We start from the raw sequence: 21,752 nt of genomic DNA, 5'->3' as shown, positions 1-21,752 counted from the left end.
ACCCCGGGCAATGACGGAACCCCGGCCGGAAAACGGCCGGGGTTCCGTCATAGGCTCGTCCCGAATCGGGCACCGGCAAGCCCACGAAGCGTGTCTGCGGGGTCGTTTCCGCGGCCCGCCGCCTCGCCGGTCCCTCACCTGCCGTCCGTCGACTCCAGCAGGCCGTCCTGTGCCGCGCCCTCCGACAGCACCGCCGCGCGGATCTCCTCCAACGGCGTGCCATACGCCTCGCCGCGCGGAGAACCCGCTGCGATCTCGGCGTTGATGTTGACGATCCGGAAGGGCGGCCCGGGGTCGGCGTACTGCGGCATGAACTCGGCCTTGTCGACCGTCCACGCGCCGTCCGCGCCGCGCACGAAGCCGAAGCGGGCGATCGAGCTGTAGTTGCCCGCGAGTTTGTCCTGGCCGGGGAAGTTTGCCATCTGGTCGCCCATGCCGTAGACCACCCAGGTGCCGTTGACCTTCGCGTACGGCTGCGGGACGTGGTTGTGCGTGCCGAGGATCAGGTCCACGTCCTTGCGCCCGTCGTCGGTCGACGCGGTCAACTCCCGGGCCCACGCGAGTTGGTCGGCGTCGGGCTCGCGCTGCCACTCGGTGCCCCAGTGCATGCTCAGCACGACCACCTCCGCCCCGGCCGCCCGTGCCGCGCGGGCCTCGGCGATGATGCGCGGCACGTCCACGACGTTGACCGCCCACGGTTTGTCCTCGGGCAGAGGGATGCCGTTGGTCGCGTACGTCCACGACAGATGCGCGACCTTGACGCCCTTGACGTCGAGGATCGTCGGCGTCGCGGCCTCCTCGGCGCTGCGCGCGGAACCGGCGTGCCTGACGCCCACCGAGTCGAGTTGCGCGAGCGTGCGGTCGATTCCGGCGAAGCCGTCATCGAGTGTGTGGTTGGACGCCGTGGAGCAGCCGTCGTACCCGGCGGCCGCGAGCGCGCGGGCGATCTGCGGCGGGCCCTTGAAGAGCGGGTAGGCGGTGAACGGGCCACCGGGTTCGCCGTAGACGGTCTCCATGTGGCACAGCGCCACGTCGGCGCCCCGCACGACGGGCGCCACCCCCGCGAAGATCGCGCCGAAGTCGTAGCCGTCGCCGCCGGCGTCGGTACGGGCCTGCTCCATGATCGACGGGTAGGCGAGCACGTCGCCGGTCGCGACCAGGGTGAAGCGTGACACGTCGGCGCCCGGGACGGGAGCGGCCTGCCCGGGCTTGCCGGCGCCGGGCCTGCCGTCGTCGTCCGAACCGGCCGAGCAGCCCGCCAGCAGGAGGGCGCACGCGGACGCGATCACCGCGACGCGTCTCCCTGGTGATCCAAAGACGCGTCTCCCTGGTGATCCAAAAAGGTCAGTGATCGACACGGATCGTCCTCCCGATCTCCAGGGACACGCCAAATTATTGGCATATAAGTGCACTTTCCCTGCAAGATCGCACGCCCGAGGGCCGTTATGTGCGGACCGCCACACAGGACCGGCGGGTAACCCCCGCTCGGGTGAGGCGGCGGAGGACGAGCGGGGACGGCGGGCGGACAGCCGGACCGCGTCGTCGCGACCCTCCGGCCGAGACCACGACTGCGGGCCTCGGTCCGTGGCCCCGCATGCGTGAAAAGCGGGGCCTTCGCGGCTCCTCCGGGGTCGGTGCGGTGTCCCCGTGCCTCCCGGCGGGCCTTGGTTGCAGGCCCTCGCATGCGTGAAGGGCGGGGCCTTCGCGGCTCCCGCCCTTCGCCGGCGTGGGTGCGGTCCGGGGTGGGTCGTGTCCTGCCCGGGGATTCGGTTGTCCGGCGGGGTGTTCCCGTCGCGGCTTCGGTGCGTCTCAGCTTGGCTCGATTTCGTCTTCCTGTTTCGCTCAGTCCCGTATTCCGGCGGCCTCCAGGTAGGCGCGGAGGACCAGTTGGGCGACCGCTCCGTGCGCGCCGATGGGTTCCGCGGCGGTGCAGTCGGCTTCGGCGGCGGCCGACGCCACCAGGCCCGGCGGCAGGTCGGGCCCCAGGACGTACGGCGCGAGGGCCAGGCGTTCGGCGCCCATCGCGCGGAGGCGGTCGGCGGCCTGCGCGACGTCCCCGGGCACCTCCAGGTCCGCCGTCACGACCGGGAGCGCGAGGCGGGCGGCGAGCAGCACGCCGGTGATGTCGGCCGCCTGAAGGGCCTCGGGGCCGCCGGTGGTGGCCAGCACGATGCCGTCGGCGGCCGTGACGACGGTGAACAGCCGCGCCCGGTCGGCTCGGGCCAGCCCGGCCTCGGAAAGACGCTCGTGCAGGGCCTCGGCCAGCAACGGGTGCGGGCCCAGCGGCTCGGTGACCACGAGCGGGCTCTCGGCCGCCTCGACGGTCGCGCGCACACGTGCGGCGACTCCCGGGTGCGGGCCGATCAGCAGCGGCACCACGACGGCGGGCGGAGCGTCCGCGTCGCCCTCGTCCGCGACCTCGGGCTCCGGTGCGGCTTCGTCCTCCTCGGCCGCCTCGTCCTCCTCCACCGGCGGGAACGCACCGGGGGACGCCGCCGGGGCGAGCACGAGGGACAGGTCGGTCGCACCGTCGCCGAGCAGCGCAGGACGGATGTCGAGCCCGGGACGGCCGGCCCGGGCCAACAGCGCGACCTCACGGACGACATCGTCGAGTTCGGGGTTCGCCGGCCCCGGGACGGCGAGAACGAGCGGGGGCGCCCCTTCGGGGATCTCGGGTGCCTCTGGTCTGCGGTGCCTGCCACCCGCCCGGGCCGCGGGCACGCGGGTGGGTAGGCCCTGATTGCGCGTGGGCAGGGGTGCTGCTGCGTCAGGCGAAGTGCTCATGCACGCGGATGCTATTGATTCGCTTGTACGACAGCACCTTTCGAGCGCAATCGTTATTAGGTTTTGCGCCACGAAACAGGGCAATACCGACGCGATTCGCGGCACAAACGTCCACGGCCGGCCGCGACCCGGCCAAACGGCTGGTGGCGCGGGGCGGCCACCGCGCGCCCGTCCAACCGCCCTGACGGGCCGTCAGGCGACTCGGCGGACAGCTCCCCGGTCACGAGGTCGGCACGAGGGTCATCGCCGCGGCCGTCTCCAGGAGTTCCTCCGCGGTCCCCGGGAAGTCGCCGAGCAGGCGCAGCGCGACAACCCGGGCGTCGAGCGACGTACCAAGGTGTCGGTCGACAAGCGCGCGCATGTGGTCGTCATAGCGCAATGTCGCGGAACCGTCAGCGACAAATTCAGCCAGAAAGCCGTACGAGTTGAACGCCTGCGCCGCAGGGGCCACCGCGGTGAACAAGTGCTCCAGCGGCATCGCGGCACCTCGACGGGCCGGAGCAGCGAACGCCCACCGCCCGTCGGTCCATTCGCGCGGCACCGAGATCTCACGCATCGTCGGCCACCGGCCCGCCCCGACCCTGCCGTCGCTGTCCTCGTCGGCCTCCTCCGGAAGCGCCCGCTCGGGACACCCGGGCACGGACGCGAGCTGCGCCCACGCGGCGCCCGCCAACGCAGACCGCCTGTCGCTGCGGGCTATCCGGTCCCAGTCGACCCAGGGGCACTCGATCAGCGGCCACAGCCGCGTCGGATACCTGCGGCGCAACCGCTTCACGAGTGTGCGTGTGCCGCCCTTCTCCGCGATCTCCTCGGTCAGCCGCTCCAGGCCGTCGTCGGCGGCGAACCACTCACCGAGCGATTTCCGATGCTGCGTCGTCACCGGGAGCTCGTCGACCAGCCTGGCCGCCTCGACCACGCCGTGCCGCCGCCAGATGCCCGCCACCGCGACCAGCAGCAGGGAGCGGTAGCGCGGCATCCGGAACGGGCTCGCGGGGAGTGTGTCCGTGCCCGTGTGGGGCCGGTACATGGCGGCGAGCGAGTCGATTCCCTCCTCCTCCCATACGCGCAGGCACTCCTCGACCGAACCGGCCGTCTGCTCGCGGCGCAGGAGCGCGGCCCGGACCAGCAGCGGATCACCCGACCACAGCGCCGGGAAGCGCATCGCGCGGCGGTTGTCGGTGCGCACCCGCGCGACGACGGACGGATGGAGCGGCACGCGGTCGGCCGCCGCCATGATGCGCGCCCGGACCGCGACCGACGTGTGCACATTGAGGTACACCGCGGCGTTGACCTCACTATCGTCCAACTCGGCCAGCGCGGCGGCCAGTCCGGGACGGCTCCAGCGGGCCTTCGCAAGCGTCACGCGCTCGCGCGGCGTCGCCGTCGCGACGACCCACGCAAGCGTCTCGGGCGTCAGCGGGGCACCGAAGCGGGCAAGGTCGACGACGGTGCTGCGGTGCAGGTGGGGAAGGAGTGCGGCGAGCGTGTCGGCGTCCAGCAGCATGAGCAACTGGCGCATGTCGCGGCGCAGCGCACTCGGCACGCGCGGCACGCCGGTCGCGTCGCGGCCCTCGGCCGCGCGGCACGCATCCTCGACGAGCTCGGGCAACAGGCCGGGGTACGACGCGAGTTGTTGCTGCACGAAGGCCCACGCCGCCGGGTCGGCGCCGAGCCGCGTGCGGATCGTCGCGGCCAGCCCGCGTGTGCCGTCCGCGTACGCCCAGCCCTGGCGCGGGGCTATCCGGCGCAGCGTCCGCAGAACGCGGACCGCCGGGCCGGCGCCCTCGACCAGGCAGGCGACGTGCACGCCGGTCAACCGCCGGTTGCGGGCCGCGCGGGCGCGCTGGGGTGGCGAGGACTCGGCGCGCCGCCGACGCACCTGCTCGGGCAGTTCCGCCCCGAGGCGGTCGGTCAACGCGCCGTCGCCCGCGTCGAGTCGGTCGAGCAGCGCGAGATATGCCGTGACATCCACAGGAGCCTCCCCACCCGCCGGCCGGGTCGAATCGGCGGGATTGGAGCCCACGCTACGGCGCCGCCCCGACAGCCGGAGGCGCACTGCGCGGCGGTCCCGCGGGACCGGGTACCGGGGATCGGCATGCCGCCGGGCGTCGCGCCAACGGCCGGCGCGACACCGGCTCCGGCCCGACGGGCCGCGCACCTTGTCATCTTCCGCGATTCGAACTACTGCTGTTCCCGGAGAAGTTCACGCCGTCGCGGTCTGGGGCCAGGGCGGTCCGGTTGTCGTTTCGCGGTGCCCGAGTCGGTCGCGGGCGGTCGCGGTCTGGGGCCAAGGCGGTCCGGTTGTCGTTTCGCGGTGCCCGAGTCGGTCGCGGGCGGGCAAAGCTGCTGTCCGATTCGCCGCACCCCCAAGGTGCTTCCCCTGCCTCGTCCGGGCTTGGGGCGACGCGGAAGGGAATTCGCCGTGGCCGACACCCTCGGCACACACCGTCCACCACGCGCGGTCGTCGCCGGGACGTCCGCCGTCGCCCGTGCGGTCGCCTCGTCGCTGCGGGCGGTCGGCACGACGGTGGTGGTCGCGGCGTCGGGAAGTGGGCTGGGCGCGGCAGTGCGCGGAACCCAAGCGCCCGGCCGTGCGCACAGTCCGGACGCCGGCGTGGACGTGGTCGTGTACGCGCCCTACACCCCTGGCTCGGCCCGACCCCGCGCACTGGTCGACCTGTCTCCCGCCGAGTGGGACCGGCTCGCCGAAGAACCGGTGCGCGACGGGCTGGCCGCTTTGCAGGCCGCGTACCCGCTGCTCACCGCGTCGCGCGGGCGTTTTGTGCTCGTGGCGCCGAGTGTCGCGATCGAGGGCGGGGCGGGGGTGGTCGCGCTCGCGACCGCGTCGGAGGCACTGCGCGCGCTGGCCAAGTCGGCCGCTCGGCGCTGGGCGGCCGACGGAGTGTCGGTGCACCTGGTCGCGCCCTCGGTGTTCGCGATGGACCCCGAGGCCGAGGCGCTGCGCGGTACGGACGTCGACCGGTGCGAGGCCCCGCTCGACGCCGCGGCGATGACGCCGGAGGCCGTCGCCGAGGTCGTGCACCTGCTGTGCGCACCGGGCGCGCGGCACCTGACGGGGTCGACGTTCGCGCTCGACGGGGGAGCTCTGATGATGCCGTGACGGATTTGCCGGGCAAGCGGCAGGACGCGTCGCCGGACCGGCCGTTGGCGGGCCGCACCGTGTTGGTCACAGGCGCCGCGGCGGGTGTCGGCGAGGGGATCGCGCTGGCGCTCGGGGCGGCCGGGGCGTCGGTGGTGGTGACCGCGCGGCGCCGCGGTGCCGGTGCGCAGGTCGCCACGGCGATCGCGGCGGCGGGCGGGGTGGCCGCGGCCGAGGTGTGCGACGTGACGTCCGCCGACGCGGTCGAGGCCGCTTGCGCGGCGGCGGTGAAGCGGTTCGGACGGCTCGACGCGGTGGTGCACAACGCGACCAGCCGCAGGTCGAGCGAGCCGGTTGACCTCGAAAACGCCCCGGTGGAGTTGTGGGACGAGCACGCGGCGGTCGCCTCGGTGGCGTCTTACACGATCGCGCGCGCGGCGTACCGGCACCTGCGTGAGACGTCCGGGTCGTATGTGCTGCTGACGTCCCCGGCCGGGATGCAGGGCAGCGCGAACCTGTCGTTCTACGCCGCCGCGAAGGGCGCCCAGCGCGGTTTCGTGAAGTCGCTGGCCCGCGAGTGGGGTGCGGACGGGATCCGTGTCAACGGGCTCGCGCCGCTCGCGGTCACGCCGGCGCTGGACAACGCGATGCGGTTGGACGCGACGATGCAGGCGCGCATCACGGCGCTGATTCCGATGGGCCGCGTCGGCGATCCGGTCGAGGACATCGGGCCGTGTGCGGTGTTTCTGTGCGGGCCGGCGTCCCGATATGTGACCGGTCAGACGCTCGTGGTCAGCGGTGGACGCATGACCGCGCTGTGAGTCCGCCGTGACTGATGGCGAACATCGCGTGGTCGCTTGACGGTTGACTGACGAATCACAACAACTCGGGCAAATTTCCCGAGGGTTGTGCTGCGGAAGGTAAAATTAACCGGCATTTGTGATCGGGCAGTGGAGGATCAGGTCTCTTTCCGTACAGGATGCTTAGCGTCCCGTCATGGTCGTACGGGACTCAGGGGCAGGCCCGGCCGGGGCGGGCCTCCCCCGCCTTGGCCTGCCCGCGCTCACGAGCCTGGGCGCACGCACGCAACCGAGTTCGATGACCGGATCTGCGGCACCGCGTTCCGGTTCACGAACCGGCCGCGTCCGCACGGTGGTTCGCCGACGTCTCGCGGCGGGCGCCGCGCAGGTCCGCGACAAGCCGCTGCATCTGCTCGGCGAGCGCGGTCAGTTCCTCCGCCGTCCAATCCTTGAGGTGCTCGGCCAGCAAGGCGTCGTTGGCCGCCGCGAAGCGCGCGTGGGCGGTACGGCCGGCCTCGGTCGCCTCCACGAACGACACGCGTCCGTCCTCGGCGTCACCGACGCGGACGATGAAGCCGATCTCCTCAAGAATCCTGATCTGCCGGCTCAGCGCCGCGGGCTGGATGTCGGCGAGCCCCGCGAGTTCCGTCGGGCGGATGGGGCCGTGCCGGATCACTCGGTACAGGATCCCGATGGCGACCAGGTTCAGCGGCACACCGGAGCGGGCTGCGTGCACGGCATCCAACTGCCTGCTGTTGACGAACCGCTTGAGCGCGTTGATGGCGTCATTGATCGCGCGGCGGCTATCGGCATCGGTCATGCCGGGCAGCCTAAGGCTCCGCCGCGCGGGGGTGCGGGCTCGGCCGCCGGAAGCGCGCGGGCTCGCACGGTGGCCGGGCGTTCACCGTGGTCGCCGACACCTTCGAGCCAAACCCCGCGGTGTGCCTGCCCCGAGGCCGGTCGCTGCCTGAGACTGATCACCGTGCATGTCGAGGTGGTGACGGATCCGGGTTCGGGAGCCGATGACGCTCCCCGGCCGCGCGACCGTGTCTTCGCGTTGGCGACGCCGGAGGCGGCAGTCGTCACGACCACCGCTTTCGCGCACCGGGTCGCGGTCGAGGGCTGCGGGCACGGCACCGGCTGGTATTTGCGGCGGCTCGGCGCGCACCTGCTGACGCGCCTGGTCGACCGTCCGGACCGGCCCGCGTCCGACTGCCTGGCGGACGCGATCGCCGAGACCGCGGCGCTGCACGGCGGGCGCTGCGACCTGGCGCTGCACGGCACACCGACCGCTTCGGTGGTGGCCGTACGCCTGGCCGACGGCCGCCTGGACCACCTCGTCCTGGGCCCCGGCACGGTCCTGGTCCGCCGCGACTCCTCCGTGCGTGCCGTCGTCGACCCGGCCGGTTCCCGGCACGCCGCGGGCGCCCGTCCGGCGGTCGCGACCAACGCGGTGTGGGGCAGTTCGCCGGACGACGGCGTGCACACGCTCGTGCTCCTCAACGACGGCGCCGCCCGTTCGCTCGCGCCCACCGAATCGGCCGACACCGTGCGCCTGTTGGAGGAGACGGGCGCGCACGGCCTGCTCGCCCACATTCGCGCGACCGAACTGCACTCGGCCGCGCCGCACCGGCCGGTCGGAGTCGTCCACCTGCGCCCCGGATGACGCCGGACCAGGCTTAGGGCCTGTATTGAGTTCTCCGCCGGGTCCACGACGCCTGGCACCGCGCCTCGCCGCGTTGCCGAATCCTCCAAGTATGAACCGATACGAGTTCGGATCCGGCGCCTTGCGATGCACGGCACCAGACGCCGTGGCCTATCCGACGGAGAACTCAATACAGGCCCTGAAGGGCCCGGCGGCTGGTGTGCCGCCGGGCCCTCGGGATGCTTCCGGTCCGCCCTCTCGGAGGTCAGCCTGTCTTCGGCAGCGGGAACGACTTCGCGTTGGGCGCCTCGAAGGCCTGGCTCGCGGTGGCCACGCCACTCGGCTTGGTCTTGTCGATCTTCAGCATGTAGGTCATGTAGGTCGGCGGCTTGGCCGGCGACGAGAAGTCGAGCGTCAAGCCGTAGCCCGAGTCGACCTGGCTGTTGCTGCGGTGCGCCTTGACGATGCCGGCGGGCGTCAGGTCCTTCATCCCACAGGCCTTCTTGATGGCCTCGGTGACGATCGCGGCGCTGGTGTACCCGGACAGCACGCCGAGGTCGGGCGCCTCACCGGGGAACTTGGCCTGGTAATCGGCCGACATCTGCTGGAGCACGGGCTGGCTGTCCTGCGGCGACGGCACCGCGCTGACTATCTGGAGGCGGGATTCGATCGCGGGACCGGCCGCCGTGCCCAGCATGCTCTGGTGGAAGCCGACCGTGTGGGTCAGGACCGGCACCTTGAAGTTGGCCGCCTCGCTGACACCCATGATCGGGCCGAGCTGGGTCGGGCTGGCGGCCACGAGGATCGCCTTGACACCGGCCGACTTCAGCGCGGTCACCGCAGCGGTCATGTCGCGGTCGGTGGGCTTGACCTTCTGGTCGACGACCTCGATGCCGGCGGCCTGCGCGGCGAACTTGGCGCCCGCCGAGCTGTTCTCGCCGAACTCGTCCTCGGTGAAGATGTGGCCGACCTTGTCACCCGGCTTCAGGCCCATGCTCTGCACGAGGTTCCAGACGCCGTTGACCATCTGGATGTCGTACGTGCTCGACGTCACCTGGATCGCCTGCTTGCCCAGCAGGTTGGACGCCCACGCCTGCGGCGTCGTGAGCAGGCCGGCCTTCTCGATCTCCGGGGCGAGCTGGTTGACGATCGCCGACCCGATGAGCTGCGAGAACCCGACGACCTTGCCGGAGAGCTCGTTGTAGGCCGTGGTGGCCTTCTGGACGTCGTAGCCGTGGTCCTTGACGTCCACGACGACCTGCCGGCCGCAGACGCCGCCCTTCGCGTTGAGCTGGTCGAAGTAGAGTTTCTGGCCGTTGGTCGTGCTCTTGCCGAGGATGCCGTACGGGCCGGTCAGGTCGGTGAGACCGCCGATGTGGATCTCGGTGTCGGTGACCCCCTGGCCGACCTTCAGGCCGTCGGTGCCCGCGCTCGCATTCTGGGCCGGCTCGTCGTCGTCGTTCTTGGTGCTGCAAGCCGTGATGCTCAGCGCCAGTGCGGCGAGAACCGCGGCGGTGGCTCTGGTGCCCGTGCGTATCTTCGCGATCTTCACGAAACGGCTCCTTGAGGCGGCGTTTTACCGGAAGGTGAACTGGGACGCTTTGCGGAACGAAGTGCCAGGGACCACCGCCGGGCGATGCCGGCCAGTCCCCCCGGTGCGAAGACCAGCACGAGGATGATCACCGCGCCGTACAGGTAGCGCGCTGCCTCGGTGGGGCCGATCCCGTCGCCCCCTGCTTCGACGACGAGCGGCAGCGAGGCCGCGTAGTGGCTGAACAATTGCGGCAGGACGGTCACGAAGATCGCACCCGCGACCGCGCCGCCGACGGATCCGAGCCCGCCGATGACGATCATCGCGAGGTAGTCGATCGACATCTGGAGTCCGAAGGAACCCGGCACGAGGGTGCCGTAGACCAGGGCGAGGAGCGCCCCGGCGAGCCCGGCGTACATCGAGGACACGACGAACGCCATCGACCGGAACCGCGCCACCGGCACTCCCATGACGCCCGCGGCGATCTCGCTGTCGCGGACCGCGCCGAGCGCCCGGCCCGGTCGGCCGCGCAGGAGGTTGCGGGCCACCAGGATGCCGCCGACCACCAGCACGAGCCCGAAGTACCAGAGGCGCTCGTACCGGTCGAACTCCACGCCCAGGACCGCGAGGTCCGGGTCGCCGTCGGAGAACGAGAAGCCGAAGATCGACATCGGCTCGGCCGGCCGCCCGTTGTGGCCGCCGGTGATGTTGTGCGCGTTGGTCATCACGTGCTCGCCGATGAACACCAGCGCGAGCGTCGCGATGCCGAGGTACATGCCGCGCAGGCGGCCGGCGATCGGGCTGAAGACGCCCCCGAACAGTCCGGCGACCACCACCGCGCCGGCCATGGCGAGCAGCGGCGGCAGGCCGAAGCCGTCGGTCTCGTGCGTGCCGATGACGCCGGACTCGCCCGACAGCACGATGTAGCTGTACGCGCCGACCGCGAGGAAGAACGCGTGCCCGAGCGAAAGCTGCCCCGCGTTGCCGGACAGGATGTTGAGGCCGATCGCGCCCAGCACCGCCGCCATCGCGAACAGGCCGGTGATCAACCAGAATTCGGTGAGGTAGAAGGGCAGTGCGGCCAGTACGAGGACGGCGACGAGGCCGGCCAGTTTGTTCCACCGCAACGTCGTACGCAGCGCGGCGTGCGCGGAACGGCCGCCGGAGTCGGCGGGTGCCTTGCGCTCCTTGGGTGCCGCGGTCGCCACAGGGGTCTCAGACACGGCTCAGTTCCTTCGATCCGAGCAGGCCCGTCGGCCGCCACAACAGGATGAGGATCATGACGATGTACGGCGCGATCCCCGAGACGCCGCCGCCCAGCACGTCCAACTCGCTCTGGTAGCCGGCCGCGAGCGCCTCGGCCAGGCCGATCATCAGCGCGCCGACCAGGGCTCCGGGTGCGGAGTCCATGCCGCCCAGCACCGCGGCGGGGAAGGCCTTGAGCGCGATCTGGCCGGTCGTCCGGTCCAGGCCCGATGTCGGTGCCGCGGTCAGGAAGACCGCCGCCACCGCGGCGAGGGCGCCGGCGATGCACCACGCGACCAACTGGATCCGCTTCATGCTGACGCCCATGAGCGCCGCCGCCTCGCGGTCCTCGGACGCGGCCCGCATCGACAGGCCCCACGCGGTGTAGCGGAACGCCGCGAAGAAGAAGCCGATCAGGATCGTCGCGACGACGATCGACGCGATGCGGGCCTCGGCCACGTACGCGTCGCCGATCCGCACCGAGTCGTTGCCCCACGGGTCGCCCAGCGACATCGTGTCCGAGCCGATGCGGCGCACCAGTTCGGTGGTCAGCAAGATGTCGATGCCGATGGTCAAAATCGTCAGCACGTGGAGCTCGACCGTGCCGAGCCCCCGGATGAACAGCAGTTCCATCAGCCCGGCCCCGGCCGCGGTGACCACCACGCCGACCAGGACCGCACCGCCGAAGCCGAGTTCGTCGTGCAGCTCGGCGATGACGAATCCACCGAGCAGCAGCAGCGACCCGTGGGCGAAGTTCATCACTCCCGACGCCTTGAAGATCACCACGAAGCCCAGGGCGATGAGGGCGTACACCGATCCGAGAGCGAGCCCGTTCAGGGCTATCTCGGAGAACTTGGTCATTGCTGCCGCTCCTCGTTCTCTCGCTGTGCGTGTCGGGTCCCGCCGGCGGTCTGCGAGGGCGCGGCCGGGGAGCCGCCGAGTACGGAAGCGTCCACAGGCGTGTCCTCTCCGGTGCCGAGATAGGCCCGGATCACCTCGGGGTTGTTCCGCACCTCCTCGGGAGGGCCGGAGACGATGCGGCGGCCGAAGTCGAGGACCGTCACCTCGTCGGCGAGGCGCATGATCATGCCCATGTCGTGCTCGACGAGCACGATCGAAATGCCCAGGTTGTCCCGCACCGCCGCGATGGCGTCCGCGGTCCGGACCCGCTCGGCGGTGTTCATGCCGGCGACCGGTTCGTCGAGCAGCAGGATCTTCGGCTCCATGCACAGCGCGCGGGCCATCTCGACGCGCTTGCGGACGCCGTACGGCAGCAGCGTCACGGGAGCGTCGAAGACCGCCCCGAGATCCAGGAACTCGGCGATCTCCCGGGCGCGTTCGCGGTGCCGGCGCTGCTCGCGCACGGCACCGGGCAGGTGCAGCGCGGTGGCGACGAACCCGGACCGGGTCAGGACGTGCCGGCCGAGCATGAGGTTGTCGGCGACCGTGCCGTGCGTCAGCACGATGTTCTGGAACGTCCGGGCCAGGCCAAGCTGCGCGATCCTGTGCGGCGGCAGCCTGGTCAGCTCGTCGCCGCCCATGTCCACGGTGCCCCTGGTGGCCTTGTAGACGCCCGAGAGCACGTTGAAGCACGTCGACTTGCCGGCGCCGTTGGGACCGATGACGGCGTGGATGCTGCCGGGTGCGACGGTGAAGCTCACCGAATCCAGCGCCACCAGGCCCGCGAAGCGCACGGTGACGCCGCGGATGGCGAGTTCCGGGACGGTGAATCCGTCGTCCGGGGAGACGACCTCCGGTGCGGTCCGGGTCAACCTCGCCACCTCCGCAGCGTGGGACGGGCGGTGGACGCGGCGGCGAGCGCTTCCCCCGCGTCCGTACCGGACTCGGAGCGCTCGCCCGCCTGCTCGCCGGATTCGTCGGCGACCCCCAGGTACAACCTGCGGACCTCGTCGGTACGCGCCAACTCGGACGCGTCACCGGTGAGCCGGACCTCGCCGACGTCCAGGACGTACGCGGTGTCCGCCAGGTCGAGGGCGACCGCGGCGTTCTGCTCGACCAGCAGCACGGCGGTGCCCTGCCGGGCGATCTCGCGGACCACCCCCGCGATGACGCCGACCATCTTGGGGGCGAGCCCGAGGGACGGTTCGTCGAGCAGCAGCAGCCGGGGCCCGGCCATCAACGCGCGACCCATGGCCAGCATCTGCTGCTCGCCGCCGGACAACAGCCCGGCGTGCTGGCGCTCGCGTTCGGCGAGCACCGGGAACAGCTCCAGGACGCGTTCGCGCGCGGCGCGGGCCCGCTGCGAACGGCGGCCTCCCGTGCCGAGCAACCCGGCGGCGAGATTCTCCGCGACCGACAGGCCCGCGAACACCCGCCTGCCTTCCGGGACTTGCACGATCCCGGAACGCACGGCGGCAACCGAGTCGCGGCCGCCCAGCCTCCGGCCGCGGTAGGTGACCGAGCCGCTTTCGATGGAACCGTGATGCAGAAAGAGCGTTCCCGAGATCGCCCGCAGCAGCGTGCTCTTGCCGGCGCCGTTGGACCCCAGCACGGTGACGATGCCGCTCTCCGGCACCGTGACGCTGACGCCCCGCAGCGCCTGGACGGAACGGCCGTACGCGACGTGCAGCCGGTCGACGACGAGGGCCCCGTCGGCGGCGGACCGAGGTCGGGAATCCTCCCCGCCGGACTCGCGCCCACCGGCATGGCCCACGGGCGCGGGGTCCGCCCCCCGCGCAGGTCCGTGCTCCGCTCGTGGCATTCGGCCTCCCTTCCCTCGCAGCCTCGAAGTGACGGACACCACAACATGTGCCGATGCGGATCGTCCATACGCCCGACACATGACGTGGCACCGGACCAACCGAGGCTCCGCGCGCCTGTGCAGCCGCACAATTCCGGCAGTCGGCAGGGACTCCGGCTTGTGAACGGCCACAACCGGGGCAGCGCCCGGGAAGCCGCGGCGGACACCGTTCGGCCCCCGGTTCCGCCGGCCCGCGAGCCGGTTCCGCACCGGCTCCGCACCGGCTCCGCGGTGCGCCCGCACACCGGCGACGGACCGTTGGTTGCCGTGGGGAGGCGCGTACGACCGAGGTCAGGCGCCCGTCAGGCGGTAGGCGTCCAGCGCGAGGCCGAGTTCCACGAGGTCGCGCGGCAGCCCGAGGTCGCGGCCGGTCAACTGCTCGAACCTGCGCAGCCGGTTGAGCACGGTGTTGCGGTGGCAGAACAACCGCGCGCCCGCGCGCGCCGCCGAGCCGCCCGCGTCGAACCACGCCGCCAGCGTGCCGAGCAACACGTCGCGATCCCCCGGGTCGAGCGCGAGGACGGGCCCGAACGTGCGGGACGCGAGCGCGTTCGACAAGTCCGCCTGGCTCGCGACCATCGCGGCCGGCAACCGCTCGTCCAGACGCGCAACTTCGCCGTCGTTCGAGCAGGTGCGCAGGGCCAATTCGGCCATCTTGCGGGCCCGTCCCAGATCCGCGAGGCCGTCGACCACCAGCCCTATCCCGGCACGTGAACTCCCGGACAGATGCAGGGCGTCGACCAGCCCGGCCAACGCGTCCCGCGCGCTGACCCCTTTGTGCAGCAGCGCGACGGCGAACTCCGCGTCGGCGCGCGAACGCCACAGCAGGTGCGTCCCCTCGGCACCCGACGGACGAGGGCCGTCGTGCTGGCCGGTGCCCGGACGCGCGTGCCGAAGCATGACGACCGCGTACCGGCCGTCCTCGGGCAGGTCGAGCACCGCCGACGCGGCACCGAGGTCGGCCGGGTCCGCACGACCGTCGAGCAGCGAGTCCAACAGGGCCCGTGTGCGCTCGTGATGATGGTTCGTCAGCTCGGCGGCGAGACTGCGGTACGCGTCCGATACGACGGTCGAATGATGGTCGACCACGTGCCACACCATCGTCGCGGCGTGGACCAACTCGGGGACAGCCTGCGGTTCGTGCTCCATCGTCGTCTCGACCAGCGCCTGCCACACGATCACGCCGCCGATGCGGTAGGCGTGCAGCAGCGCGTCCAGCGGCAGCCCCTGCTCCGCCCGCCGCCGTCCCAACCGCCACGTCTGCGGGCCCGGTTCGCGCTCGCCGGGCCGCGCGAGCAAAATCAGCAGCGCGCTCCGCAGCGATTCGTGGCAGCCCTGCCAGACCTCGTCCTGCGGGACCGGGCCGTCGCGGTACGCGGCCTCCTGCTCGTACAACGCGGTCACGAGCCGGTCGGTGAGCTCCGTCAGCCGCTCCAACAACACCCGCGCGGCCCGGCGCAGCAACTGGCTCGGCGGACCCTCGGGAAGCGCCGACCGAGGCGGAGGCACGGCGGTGGAATCAGCGGACGGCAGCCCGAATCCCAGTGGCGGCGCGGACGCACCGCCTCCGGGCGCACCGGCCCGCGCGGACCCGTTCGCCGAGTGCACACCGTCGGATATCACGGACGCGGTGCCGAACGAGGATGGCGCAGCGTGCATCATGCCTCCACTGGTCGTGGACGGGACGCAGTGCAGGGGGCATAGCCTGCCACCGAAGACCTCCGGTCGGGAGATCTTGTCGATGCAACGTTTCGGCGACATGCCCGAGGATGCGCCCACCGGCACCGCGACCACGGCCCGCGGTGCGGACACACCCGCGACCGTCACGGGATCCGCGCCGAAAGCCCTGGTCGTCCCGCAAGACGGCGGCGCCGCTCCAGGACCGGTTCATCCTCGCCGACGACGATCCGCCGGACGAGAGTGCTCGGCCACCCGATCACAATCGTGTGGCGCCCCACAATGTCTCGGAGGCCCCAGCCGGGCGCGGGTCAGCCGCGCAGGTGCAACTCGGCCAACGCGAGCCTTCCCAGCGCCATTTGCTTCTCGTTCAGCGACTCGACCCCCCGGCTCTGACCGGTCAGGAAGCGCGGATACACCGGCGGGATCATGACAGCGTCGCGGACCAGGATCTCGTTGGCCAGGCGGCACAGTTTCGCGCGGCGGCTCGCCTCGTTGACCGACCAGGCCTCTTCCAGCAGGCGGTCCAACTCCTGGTTGCGGTAACCGGTGTTGTCCGGGTGCGTGGACGCGGCCGGCGCCAGGATGTCGAACGCCGTGCGCCCCACGGCGTACGCGGGACGCCGGATTTGCATCGCGAGGTCGAACTCCCCAGCCCGGCGCCGCTGTTGCCACACCTGCGGGGTCACCTCGTCGATCCGTGCGCGCAGTCCGAAGTCGGCCCATTGGCGGGCCAGCGTCTCGGTGGGCTTGCGCAGGCCGTCGTCGGAGCTCAGCAGGACGGTGAAGTCGATGGGGCCGGTGACGCCGGACTCGCCGAGCAACACCCGTACCCGGTCGCCGTCGACGATCTCCGGGTATGGCGCGTACGCCACGTCCCAGCCCTCCGTCGCGGGCCCGACCGGGCCCTGGCCGATCACCGCGAAGCCCTTGAAGTCGACGTCGCGCACGGGCTTGCGGGCCGTGCCCGCGGCCAGCGCGCGCCGTACCGCGATGTTGTCGAACGGCGCGCGGCGCATGTTGAGCGCCGTCACCAGGTCGAGCGGTGCGGACACGGCGTGCGCCTGCATGTCCTTCACCCTTTGCAGCGGCTTGAGTTGGTCCGCCGAAAGCCTGGGGTCGATGCCGATCCGCTTGGCCTTGAGCTCGGCAACCCGCGTCGTCGCCGGGGCCGCGACGCGGAACTCCATCGCGTCCAACGGCGGTCGCGGGCCCCGGTATTCGGTGTTGCGGCGAAGGCGCACCGACTGCCCCGGCACGATCTCCTCAACCGCGAACGGGCCGGTGCCGACGACGGCTTGCGGATCGCCGAGCGAAGAGGCGTGCGGGATGGGAAGGTTCGCGAGGAACTGCCGCAGGATGCCGAACGGCTTCGGCAGCTCTATGCGCACGGTCAGCGGGTCGGCCGCGGTCACCTTGCCGATCCGCCCCGCGAGGTACGGGCCCCACCCGCCGGCCGTGTCCGACGACGCGAGCCGGGTCAGGCACGCGGCGACGCTCTGCGCGTCGAACGGGGCGCCGTCGGCGTACGTCACCCCCGCACGCAGCCGAATCGTCCAGACCAGACCGTCCGGCGACACCTGGGGATCCGCCGCCGCCAACACCGGCTCCAGCGTGGTGTCGTCGCGGTACGCGTACAGCGTCTCGACGACGGGATCGGACACCCACCGGGTCTCCTCGGAGACACCGTGCGCCGGGTTGAGCGCCGCGGGAAACGCCGGGAGTCCGACCACCAGCGTGCCGCCGGTCCGCAGCACCGGCTCGTCCTGCCCGCACCCGGTGAGCACCCCGCCCGCCGCGACCGCGAGGCCGGCCCCCGCACCGAGGGCCAGAAAGCGGCGACGGCCCAGATACATGCACAGTCCTTCCGTACGAGTCCGGGCTAAGCGTAGAGCGTGCTCCCGCCCGGCCGGCGCGCCCGTACGTCGCGGGTCAGACCGTGAAGACGACCTTTCCGAACAGTTCGCCCTCGGCCATGCGCGCGAAGCCCTCGCGGGCGCGGTCCAGCGGCAGCACGGTGTCGATCGCCGGACGCACACCGCTGTTCGCACACAGGCTCAGCAGACCGGCCAGTTCGTCCCGGTCACCCATCGTCGAACCGACGACGCGCATCTCCTGGAAGAAGATGCGGGTCAGCTCCGCCGACGAGGGATTCGGGCCACTCGTCGCCCCGGAGATCACGACCGTGCCGCCCGGCTTGAGGCTGCGCACCGAATGGCTCCACGTCGCGGCCCCGACCGTCTCCATGACCGCGTCGACGCGCTCCGGCAGCCGCTCGCCGGACGCGAACGCCCGGTCGGCGCCGAGCTCGACGGCCCGGGCCCCCTTCGCCTCGTCGCGGCTGGTGACCCACATGCGGAAACCGGCCGCCTTGCCGAGCGCCACGAGCGCGGTCGCGACGCCGCCGCCCGCGCCCTGCACGAGCACCGTTCCGCCGGGACGCACCCCGGAGTTCGTGAACAGCATGCGGTACGCCGTCAGCCACGCCGTGGGCAGGCACGCGGCTTCCTCGAAGGACAGCTCCTTCGGCTTGGGCAGCAGGTTCCAGCGCGGCACGGCGACCTTTTCGGCGAACGTGCCGTCGTACTTCTCGGTGAGGATCGAACGCGGCTCGTCGGTGCCGAGGCCGCCGATCACCGAGTGGAGAACGACCTCGTTGCCGTCCTCGTCGATTCCGGCGCCGTCGCAGCCCAGCACCATCGGCAGTTCATTTTCGGTGATGCCGACGCCCTTGAGGGTCCACAGGTCGTGGTGGTTCAGCGACGCGGCCTTGACCGTGACGGTCGTCCACCCGGACGGCAGCGGCGACTCGCTGCCGGGGTCCGGACGTTCCCCGGACTCAAGACCGGACAGCGGATCGTCAGGGCTGATGCGTACGGCACTCACGGCGAACATGGCTGCGACCTTATCGAGACGTGCGGGCGGGTCCGAGGTCGGAGCGGGGTTTCCGGGGCCGGCTCGTTTCCCGCTCCGCCCCGGAAACCACGTTCCGACCGCACAAGGAAATCAGCGCCGGGCCACACCGTCGCGCCGGGCCGCCTCGGCGACCGCGAGGGTCACGGCCGGGGCCACCCGCTCGTCGAACGGGCTCGGGATGATCTTGTCAGGCGACAGTTCGTCGGCGACGACGGCTGCGAGCGCCTCCGCCGCGGCGACCTTCATGCCCTCGGTGATCCGCGACGCGCGGACCGACAGCGCGCCCGCGAACACGCCGGGGAACGCCAGGACGTTGTTGATCTGGTTGGGGTAGTCGCTGCGGCCGGTCGCCACGACCGCGGCGTACTTGAGCGCGACCTCCGGCATGATCTCCGGGTCCGGGTTCGCCATCGCGAAGATGATCGCGTTCGGCGCCATCGTCGCGACGACCTCCTCGGGGACCTTGCCGGCCGAGACGCCGAGGAACACGTCCGCGCCGCGCAGTGCCTCCTCGATCGGGCCCTTGAGCCCCGCCTTGTTGGTCAGCTCGGCGATCAGGCGCTTGACCGGCGTCAGGTCGTCGCGGCCCTCGTGCACGATGCCGCGCGAGTCGACCACGCACAGGTCGCCGATCCCGGCCTCCAGCAGGATCTTCGCGATCGCGATACCGGCAGCGCCCGCGCCCGAGATGACCGCGCGCAGGTCCTTCAGCTCGCGCCCGGTCACCGTGGCGGCGTTGCGCAGGGCGGCGAGGGCGACGATCGCGGTGCCGTGCTGGTCGTCGTGGAAGACGGGGATGTCGAGGCGCTCCTGGAGCTTGCGCTCGACCTCGAAGCAGCGCGGGGCCGAGATGTCCTCAAGGTTGACGCCGCCGAACGACGGCGCGAGACGCGCGACGGTTTCCACGATCTCGTCGACGTCCGTGCAGTCCAGCGCGATCGGGACCGCGTCCACACCGCCGAACTGCTTGAACAGCAGCGCCTTGCCCTCCATGACCGGGAGGGACGCCTTGGGGCCGATGTCACCCAGACCGAGCACGGCGGTGCCGTCGGTGACGACCGCCACTGTGTTGGAGACCCAGGTGTAGTCGTTCACCAGGTCGGCGTTCTCGGCGATCGCGGTGCACACCCGGGCGACACCCGGCGTGTAGGCCAGTGACAAGTCGTCCTTGTCCCGGACCGGGACCGTCGAGCGGATCTCCAATTTGCCGCCCCGGTGCAGGGCGAATGCCGGATCGACGTCGTCCGGCGTGGTGCTCTCCGTGGGGATGATCTCCGCTGCCACAGTGACCCCTTTGTCAATGCAGTAATTAAGTGGTGCAGCTCCAATTGCGACGTCCACCACCACAGGGGTTCGGTCCTGGGGTGGTGCACACAAAGCACCGCTGGATGCTGCCTGCCTCGCAGGCGCCGGCGCTGCTGTCCGCGCTCGCGATCCGACGAGGGTACGGGGGTCACCCGTGAAACCAGCTTTCCACAACCCCCGAACGGCGGTCCGTCGGGGCGGCGCCACCCGCGAGCCGTGGATTGCCGTGGGTGTCCGTGCTCCGCCCGTGCCCGCCAAAGCTAGTGCCACGGACAGTAGGGTGGCTGTAACCACCGCCACAGAATCGCCCGGAAGTCCGGCGACAACGCCAGATCCCGGCAGGCGACCGGCGCGCCGAGACCGCCGGAGGCGGGTATCCGAGCGCCCGATCACCCGGAAGGCGGACCGTCGTGGAACTCGCCGCGTACGCCGACCACGCGGTCCGGCTGGTCAACACCGAAGCCCCCGGCCGCGGCACCGACGAGTTGCGGACGACCGCCGACATCGCGCGGCTGCTCCACTCCGTCGGCCGCCCGCCCTCGCGCGTGACCGAGTCGGATGTGCCCCGCCTGCGCGCCGTGCGCGCCCGCTTGCGTGCGGTCTTCACCGACGCCGTCGAGGGACGGCCCGCGGACGCCGTCGCGACGCTCAACGGGCTGCTCGCCGAATATCCGGTGCATCCGCGCGTGACCGGCCACGACGGCAAGCCGTGGCACATCCACCTGTCCGACGAGCAGTCGGGCGCGGCGGAGTCGTACGCGGCGGTGGCCGGGATGGGGCTCGCGGTGCAGATGACGTCGCTCGGTGTCGACCGTTTGGGCGTGTGCGAGGCGTCGCCGTGCCGCAACGTCTTCGTGGACGCGTCCGCGAACAGGTCGCGGCGTTACTGCTCGGACCGGTGTTCGACCCGTGCGAACGTGGCGCAATATCGCGCCCGGCGCAAGGCCCGCGCGAGCGGCTGAGACCGTACGCCCGGCGCACGCCCTGACGCGCCCTCAGTTCTCGAACGGATTCTCGTCCCCCACCCGGCGCCACCGCAGCCACGACCGCGCGCCGGGCGCGCGCGCCGCGAGCACCCTGCCCAGGACCAGCGCGTCCGGGACCAACCCGAACTCCCGGCTGTCGGTGCTGCGGTACGGATTGTCGCCGAGCAACCGCCAAGCCCCGCCCACGTGTTCCACCGCGCGCTTGACCATGCCGACGCCGGGCCGGTCCGGCCGCAGCGCCAGGACGACGTCGCCCGGGCGGACGCGCGCCCCGTAGCGCACCAGGACCCTGTCGCCGTCGGCGAGGTTGGGCAGCATCGACCCCCCGCGGACTTCGGCCAGGCCCCAGGGAAGCCGATGGCGGCGCGCGTCCCGGATGTCCGCCAATGCACCTCTCCGTCCCCTTCGACCCCCCGGTGCGGCGCCCGCCGGATCGCCGAACACTCCGTCCACGCAACCGGGGTGGCCGGGAAAACCGGCGGTCCCGGGAGTAGTGTCCCCCGTGGGAAGACGATCACAGAAAGGACCCTCATGTTCGCTCGTCTGTTCGCGCGTACCGTGACCGCCGAGGCGCACTGCGACCTCCCCTGCGGCGTGTACGACCCGGCGCAGGCCCGCATCGAGGCCGAGTCGGTCAAGGCGATCCAGGAGAAGTACCAGGCCAACGAGGACCCGGCGTTCCGCGCCCGGGCGATCGAGATCAAGGAGCAGCGCTCCGAGCTGGTCAAGCACCACCTGTCGGTGCTGTGGAGCGACTACTTCAAGGCCCCGCACTTCGAGAAGTACCCGAACCTGCACACCCTGTTCAACGACGCCATCAAGGCGGCGGGCGCGGGCGGCACCAAGGGTTCGAACGACCCGGCCACCGGCCAGACCCTGCTCGACCTGATCGCCCAGATCGACGCCATCTTCTGGGAGACCAAGAAGGCCGCCTGACCCGACACCGGGCCGCAGCGGTACGCGCACGGCAGCACGCCCGGTCCGCGGGGCTCCGCCCGGGGC

General features: G+C 71.7%; 19 protein-coding genes. 5 read left to right on the top strand and 14 right to left on the bottom strand.

Annotated features, from left to right (window positions below):
* Positions 1 to 134: 134 nt before the first annotated feature.
* The 3 genes from ACRX5W_RS05270 to ACRX5W_RS05260 all read right to left on the bottom strand — a co-directional run bounded on the left by ACRX5W_RS05270 (position 135) and on the right by ACRX5W_RS05260 (position 4,756).
* Positions 135 to 1,289, bottom strand: coding sequence for a CapA family protein (locus ACRX5W_RS05270; RefSeq protein ID WP_436786700.1), 1,155 nt, complete (start codon positions 1,287 to 1,289; stop codon positions 135 to 137).
* Positions 1,290 to 1,842: 553 nt separating this feature from the next.
* Positions 1,843 to 2,784 (bottom strand): sirohydrochlorin chelatase, encoded by a 942-nt coding sequence (locus ACRX5W_RS05265; protein ID WP_436786699.1) that lies wholly within the window; start codon positions 2,782 to 2,784, stop codon positions 1,843 to 1,845.
* Between the two features lie 220 nt (positions 2,785 to 3,004).
* Positions 3,005 to 4,756: a hypothetical protein gene (locus ACRX5W_RS05260; RefSeq protein ID WP_436786698.1), complete on the bottom strand. Its 1,752-nt coding sequence runs from the start codon at positions 4,754 to 4,756 to the stop codon at positions 3,005 to 3,007.
* 450 nt (positions 4,757 to 5,206) lie between these two features.
* Here ACRX5W_RS05260 and ACRX5W_RS05255 point away from each other — a divergent pair, with 450 nt between their 5' ends.
* Positions 5,207 to 5,905, top strand: a complete 699-nt coding sequence (locus ACRX5W_RS05255; RefSeq protein ID WP_436786697.1) for an SDR family oxidoreductase — start codon at positions 5,207 to 5,209, stop codon at positions 5,903 to 5,905.
* Positions 5,902 to 6,705 carry an SDR family NAD(P)-dependent oxidoreductase gene (locus tag ACRX5W_RS05250; protein ID WP_436786696.1) on the top strand — a complete coding sequence of 268 codons (804 nt, stop codon included), beginning with the start codon at positions 5,902 to 5,904 and terminating at the stop codon, positions 6,703 to 6,705. Before ACRX5W_RS05255 ends, ACRX5W_RS05250 begins: the two co-directional genes overlap by 4 nt.
* Positions 6,706 to 7,012: 307 nt before the next feature.
* Here the strand turns inward: ACRX5W_RS05250 and ACRX5W_RS05245 are convergent, their stop codons facing one another.
* Positions 7,013 to 7,504 carry a MarR family winged helix-turn-helix transcriptional regulator gene (locus ACRX5W_RS05245; protein WP_436786695.1) on the bottom strand — a complete coding sequence of 164 codons (492 nt, stop codon included), beginning with the start codon at positions 7,502 to 7,504 and terminating at the stop codon, positions 7,013 to 7,015.
* A 162-nt stretch (positions 7,505 to 7,666) separates the two neighbouring features.
* Here ACRX5W_RS05245 and ACRX5W_RS05240 point away from each other — a divergent pair, with 162 nt between their 5' ends.
* Positions 7,667 to 8,350, top strand: a complete 684-nt coding sequence (locus ACRX5W_RS05240; RefSeq protein ID WP_436786694.1) for a hypothetical protein — start codon at positions 7,667 to 7,669, stop codon at positions 8,348 to 8,350.
* A 244-nt stretch (positions 8,351 to 8,594) separates the two neighbouring features.
* Here ACRX5W_RS05240 and ACRX5W_RS05235 read toward each other — a convergent pair whose 3' ends face one another.
* From ACRX5W_RS05235 to ACRX5W_RS05195, 9 genes are all read right to left on the bottom strand, one after another.
* Positions 8,595 to 9,881, bottom strand: a complete 1,287-nt coding sequence (locus ACRX5W_RS05235; RefSeq protein WP_436786693.1) for an ABC transporter substrate-binding protein — start codon at positions 9,879 to 9,881, stop codon at positions 8,595 to 8,597.
* On the bottom strand, positions 9,878 to 11,083 hold the full coding sequence (locus ACRX5W_RS05230; RefSeq protein WP_436786692.1) for a branched-chain amino acid ABC transporter permease: 1,206 nt from the start codon (positions 11,081 to 11,083) through the stop codon (positions 9,878 to 9,880). The genes ACRX5W_RS05235 and ACRX5W_RS05230 overlap by 4 nt, the downstream gene beginning before the upstream one ends.
* Complete coding sequence (locus tag ACRX5W_RS05225) at positions 11,076 to 11,966, bottom strand: branched-chain amino acid ABC transporter permease (protein ID WP_436786691.1); 891 nt, start codon at positions 11,964 to 11,966, stop codon at positions 11,076 to 11,078. The genes ACRX5W_RS05230 and ACRX5W_RS05225 overlap by 8 nt, the downstream gene beginning before the upstream one ends.
* Positions 11,963 to 12,877: an ABC transporter ATP-binding protein gene (locus ACRX5W_RS05220; RefSeq protein WP_436786690.1), complete on the bottom strand. Its 915-nt coding sequence runs from the start codon at positions 12,875 to 12,877 to the stop codon at positions 11,963 to 11,965. The genes ACRX5W_RS05225 and ACRX5W_RS05220 overlap by 4 nt, the downstream gene beginning before the upstream one ends.
* Entirely contained in the window at positions 12,874 to 13,695 is an 822-nt protein-coding gene (locus ACRX5W_RS05215) for an ABC transporter ATP-binding protein (RefSeq protein ID WP_436786791.1), read from the bottom strand. Before ACRX5W_RS05215 ends, ACRX5W_RS05220 begins: the two co-directional genes overlap by 4 nt.
* A 462-nt stretch (positions 13,696 to 14,157) precedes the next feature.
* Positions 14,158 to 15,525 carry a PucR family transcriptional regulator gene (locus ACRX5W_RS05210; protein ID WP_436786689.1) on the bottom strand — a complete coding sequence of 456 codons (1,368 nt, stop codon included), beginning with the start codon at positions 15,523 to 15,525 and terminating at the stop codon, positions 14,158 to 14,160.
* A 329-nt stretch (positions 15,526 to 15,854) separates the two neighbouring features.
* Positions 15,855 to 17,399: an ABC transporter substrate-binding protein gene (locus tag ACRX5W_RS05205; RefSeq protein WP_436786688.1), complete on the bottom strand. Its 1,545-nt coding sequence runs from the start codon at positions 17,397 to 17,399 to the stop codon at positions 15,855 to 15,857.
* A 76-nt stretch (positions 17,400 to 17,475) separates the two neighbouring features.
* Positions 17,476 to 18,438 carry a zinc-binding dehydrogenase gene (locus tag ACRX5W_RS05200; RefSeq protein WP_436786687.1) on the bottom strand — a complete coding sequence of 321 codons (963 nt, stop codon included), beginning with the start codon at positions 18,436 to 18,438 and terminating at the stop codon, positions 17,476 to 17,478.
* Positions 18,439 to 18,549: 111 nt separating this feature from the next.
* The gene (locus ACRX5W_RS05195) at positions 18,550 to 19,743 is read right to left on the bottom strand and encodes an NAD(P)-dependent malic enzyme (RefSeq protein ID WP_436786686.1); all 1,194 of its coding nucleotides are present in this window, start codon (positions 19,741 to 19,743) and stop codon (positions 18,550 to 18,552) included.
* Between the two features lie 431 nt (positions 19,744 to 20,174).
* Here ACRX5W_RS05195 and ACRX5W_RS05190 point away from each other — a divergent pair, with 431 nt between their 5' ends.
* Positions 20,175 to 20,726: a CGNR zinc finger domain-containing protein gene (locus ACRX5W_RS05190; RefSeq protein ID WP_436786685.1), complete on the top strand. Its 552-nt coding sequence runs from the start codon at positions 20,175 to 20,177 to the stop codon at positions 20,724 to 20,726.
* Positions 20,727 to 20,759: 33 nt separating this feature from the next.
* Here the strand turns inward: ACRX5W_RS05190 and sodX are convergent, their stop codons facing one another.
* A complete protein-coding gene (gene sodX / locus ACRX5W_RS05185; protein ID WP_436786684.1) occupies positions 20,760 to 21,137 on the bottom strand; it encodes a nickel-type superoxide dismutase maturation protease in 378 nt (125 codons plus the stop codon).
* 144 nt (positions 21,138 to 21,281) lie between these two features.
* On the opposite strand from sodX, the gene sodN reads away from it, so the two are divergent.
* Complete coding sequence (gene sodN, locus ACRX5W_RS05180; protein WP_436786683.1) at positions 21,282 to 21,686, top strand: superoxide dismutase, Ni; 405 nt, start codon at positions 21,282 to 21,284, stop codon at positions 21,684 to 21,686.
* Positions 21,687 to 21,752: the final 66 nt, after the last annotated feature.

The organism is Yinghuangia sp. YIM S10712 (assembly GCF_051388935.1).
GTDB lineage: Bacteria > Actinomycetota > Actinomycetes > Streptomycetales > Streptomycetaceae > Yinghuangia.
This window is presented reverse-complemented; position numbering and strand designations above follow the sequence as displayed.